At 33.2% G+C, this 3,759-nt stretch carries 7 protein-coding genes; 3 read left to right on the plus strand and 4 right to left on the minus strand.

What is annotated here, in order from left to right; all coding sequences use genetic code 11:
* Positions 1-33: 33 nt before the first annotated feature.
* Entirely contained in the window at positions 34-909 is an 876-nt protein-coding gene (locus V7127_RS23090; protein WP_335344876.1) for a peptidylprolyl isomerase, read from the minus strand.
* A gap of 277 nt (positions 910-1,186) precedes the next feature.
* Here V7127_RS23090 and V7127_RS23095 point away from each other — a divergent pair, with 277 nt between their 5' ends.
* Both V7127_RS23095 and V7127_RS23100 read left to right on the plus strand, forming a co-directional pair.
* Positions 1,187-1,288, plus strand: coding sequence for a YjcZ family sporulation protein (locus V7127_RS23095; RefSeq protein ID WP_335344875.1), 102 nt, complete (start codon positions 1,187-1,189; stop codon positions 1,286-1,288).
* Between the two features lie 36 nt (positions 1,289-1,324).
* Complete coding sequence (locus V7127_RS23100; RefSeq protein ID WP_335344874.1) at positions 1,325-1,420, plus strand: YjcZ family sporulation protein; 96 nt, start codon at positions 1,325-1,327, stop codon at positions 1,418-1,420.
* A gap of 77 nt (positions 1,421-1,497) precedes the next feature.
* Here V7127_RS23100 and V7127_RS23105 read toward each other — a convergent pair whose 3' ends face one another.
* Both V7127_RS23105 and V7127_RS23110 read right to left on the minus strand, forming a co-directional pair.
* A complete protein-coding gene (locus V7127_RS23105) occupies positions 1,498-1,701 on the minus strand; it encodes a hypothetical protein (RefSeq protein WP_335344873.1) in 204 nt (67 codons plus the stop codon).
* 182 nt (positions 1,702-1,883) lie between these two features.
* Positions 1,884-2,432: a DUF3267 domain-containing protein gene (locus V7127_RS23110; protein ID WP_335344872.1), complete on the minus strand. Its 549-nt coding sequence runs from the start codon at positions 2,430-2,432 to the stop codon at positions 1,884-1,886.
* Between the two features lie 275 nt (positions 2,433-2,707).
* Between V7127_RS23110 and V7127_RS23115 the strand changes: the two genes are divergently transcribed.
* A complete protein-coding gene (locus V7127_RS23115) occupies positions 2,708-3,043 on the plus strand; it encodes a DUF1878 family protein (RefSeq protein WP_335490143.1) in 336 nt (111 codons plus the stop codon).
* Between the two features lie 3 nt (positions 3,044-3,046).
* On the opposite strand, the gene V7127_RS23120 is transcribed toward V7127_RS23115, so the two are convergent.
* Complete coding sequence (locus tag V7127_RS23120; RefSeq protein ID WP_335355609.1) at positions 3,047-3,622, minus strand: HTH-type transcriptional regulator Hpr; 576 nt, start codon at positions 3,620-3,622, stop codon at positions 3,047-3,049.
* Positions 3,623-3,759 lie beyond the last annotated feature (137 nt).

The raw sequence follows: 3,759 nt of genomic DNA on the forward strand, positions 1-3,759 counted from the left end.
TATATAAGCTGTCCGGGGTCTTTATTTGTAAAATTATTGTTGAGCAGCTTCAGGGGTCTCTAAAATACTCTTTAAATCCTTGTCATTTATCTTCACGTTTGCATCCTTTAATTCACGTTCCATTGCCTTCTGAATTTTATCCGCATCAAGCTTTGAAACCTTTAAATCATATTCCATTTTCTCTTTCATTTCATCAAAGGATTTTTTCTCTTTTTTCTCTGTTACTTGAATAATATGGTATCCATGCTGTGATTGCACAGGCGCACTAATTTCATTAACCTTTAACGCATACGCTGCATTTTCAAATTCAGGAACCATTCTTCCCGGACCAAACCACCCAAGATCTCCACCGTTAGCTGCAGAACCAGGATCCTTTGAATATTCCTTCACTAAATCCTCGAACTTAGCTCCTTCATCAAGCTTTTTCTTTACTTCGTTAGCTGTTTTTTCATCTTCGACAAGAATATGTCTTGCCTTTATTTGAGGCTTGTAATTATCGTAGTATTCTTTTAGTTCCTTTTCAGTTACCTTTATATCTTTAATAGCTGCCTTTTCCTGCATTAAGCCAGTTCTAAAGGTGTCTTTGAGCTCAGCTTCATCTTTATAGCCATATTGAAGAAGGGCCATCTCGAAATTTGGACCAAGCTGTTCTTTAAGTTCGTCAATTTTTTCATCTAACTCTTTATCAGATACTTTGTAGTTTTTTGAAAGGACCTTTTCATAAACTAGCTCACGAAGAACTGCCTCGCCAGTTTTTTCTTTCATCGCATCATAAAGCTCGTCCTTTGTAATATCTCCAGCCTTTGTCTGAACTACTACATCTGAATCACTCGCATTATTAGTACCATTACAAGCAGTTAAGCCTAAGACCCCAGCTGTTAATGTGAGGGTAACAATCCATTTTTTCATGTTGAACACTCCTAGGAAAATTTATTTCAATAACCAATTTCATAAAACCTACTATACCACAAATGAATTGGAGAACAAAAACAATAACCTGTTGAAGTTTAAAAAATTTATTTAGATTCTCTCCTGTAGGTAACTGACTATTCTTAATTAAAGTGGGGTCATATACTACAAAGACACTTTTATCAAAGCACTAAAGATTAAAACCCAATAATTTTCGGATTATGATGATAGGTGCCTATTCGAAGAGGGTGTTCGTTGAATAGTATATTTTAGCAACATGAAAGGAGGGTGCCTCATGGGTGCTGGTTTCGGAGGTGGATTTGCACTAATTGTAGTGCTATTCATCTTATTAATAATTGTTGGCGCTTCTTGGTGGTAAGATAACTGTTTTGCAAGCAGGAAAGGAGGAAGCATTATGTCAGAAGGAGTTGGACATGGATTCGGAGGCGGATTTGCCTTAATTGTTGTTTTGTTTATCCTATTAATCATCATTGGAGCATCTTGGCTATAGAGACTTCGACATAAAGATTCATCCATCCTAAATGAAAAAGCGGCGGGAAGTATAATCCGCCGCTTTTTCTACATTATTTAAGCATAAAGAATCTCTACAAATGACGATATGAGAAGAATTGTTATTAAAATATTAATCGTTCTAAACACTGAAGGCTGTCGCTCCTCAGGGATTTCCTTTTGGAGACAAAGCGAATTGGTCATTTTGTTAATATTATATAGGATAAAGACGGCAAAAATAATGAAAAATATGGAGATCACCGAAGATTCCCTCCTTTGCATTTATGAAGAAAAAAGGTAGGGTCTGGGCTATTTGCGTAAATAGCAATTCAGACAGCCTAAATCCAATTGTATGTTATTTACAATAACAAAATTTACGGAAAAAAGATAGTCTTTAAGACTTGTGAAAACTTGGTTTTATCAAATTCATGAAAAAGGCATCCAATATCGGATACCTTTTTCTTCTATTCATCGTTTTTGTGGAGCAATATTTCAATTCCATCATCATTCTCTTCAATATATGAACAATTCGGTGCGAACAGCACATTCTTTGCACAAATAAAATCAGGAAGACATAAGCCAGCATGAAAAGCAAGTATGATGGTAATATAATGTAAATAATGAGGGTACATATAACAAGCAAAAATCAAAATACTATTAATAACGATAAAAGGTGCAAAAAGGGCAAAAATAAATTGCCATTTAGGAATCGGTTCAAAAACCTTTATATGAATGACAGGCAAAATCCCATATTTTATTGATAGTTCCTTTTTTACTTTATTTACATGATGAGCTAATGGTAAATAATGAAAAAACTTATGAAGTGGATAAATTAGCCAAAGCCCGAGAATAAATAAGTAAAAATAATTGTCATAGAATGAATGTGCATTAAATAAAAATTGCGCAGGCACATATACGAAAATAAATGTCAGCAACATCGTTAAGGAAGACAAAATGAAAAGTCTGTGCGAGCCATACTGTCTAGAAAAGTTAATCGTCTTCCATGAATTCATAGTATCATACCTCCAAAAGGAGAAATAAAGTTCGAGAAGAAATAATGGAATTTCAATGAAAGTTTTCACTTTCTACATTTCTTTTAAAATCTTTTCCTTCAAACTTACTAAGATACTTTACGCTGAATGTCTAAAAAAATCAATAGGGAAAAATCATGGATTTTGTCGAAAATATGGTATAGTTTATATTTGAATAATAGCTGATATTAATTGAAGCGATCTGTTCACAATATAAGACATTATGGTCTAAAACGGTTAGGAGGAAAAGGTGAATAATGGATATAAATGAGGTTATGAAGAGAATGAACAAGTTAGAATATCAGCAAAAGCTTTTACTTAAGATGATCGAAAATAGAAATTTGGAATTTTTTAAACTAATTGTCGAAAAGTCATTAGCTGAAAGGGAAGTTGAAGATTTCTACAGACTATGTGAAGAGTTGAACATAGAGTTGGAAGAACAAAAAGCGGAAGGGTTTGTCTACTTTCATCCGCTTTACAATAAATTTACTTATAGGTTACATAAGGATCTTGAACCGAAGGAAGCAGTGCAAGCTTGTTTAAAGCAAGGTTTATTTATCCCTCTGATGGACGAATTTGTGAAATATCTTTAAAGATTAAACTGATTCCTGAAGAGAGCTTTCTTTTTTTTGCAGCTTTCCTTCTTCCTCTACGAAATCATTTTCAATATTATTAAATGATTTTTCAAAAATCTCCATAAAGTCATCTCCATATATATTTCTCACTATGGCCATGATTTCAATAATTTCTGGAAATTTCCCATAAAGTTCTCTTAATGGTGCTGCTCCTGAAAACACTGCATATTGATCTGGATCGTAAGTCTCCATTAATTGCAATAAAATGTTTTCGCCTTCGGCAGTAATCTGAATATACGTATTTCTTTTGTCGCTTTCTTTTTTGGAAAATTTCAGAAAGCCACGCTCTTCAAGTTTTTTTGAGAAGTTAAATGCTGTTGATACGTGCATGACTCCAAACTTAGCCACATCCGAAATAGATGCCCCTTTTAAGTGATAGGCAATCCATAAAATATGATGTTCGTTGATGTTTAGGTCAAAGGGCTTAATCCATTGCTGCCAGTCTTTTTCGATGGATTTCCATAAAGCTTTACTAAGTTGAGAAATTCTTTGGCTGAAAATCATTGCTTCCTTCATTGAATACATTTTATCTGTCATAAAACTATTCACCTACTTTTCTAGTTCTCTATATTCATTATGCCAATAAAGTAAAAATTAATAAAGAAAAAATTTACTAAATTTTTAGAAATTATTTCTTAAAGCTATTTTACTTCAATTTTGTGAAACAATTTCTG

This window comes from Bacillus sp. JJ1773 (assembly GCF_036962035.1).
Classification (GTDB): Bacteria; Bacillota; Bacilli; order Bacillales; family Cytobacillaceae; genus Cytobacillus.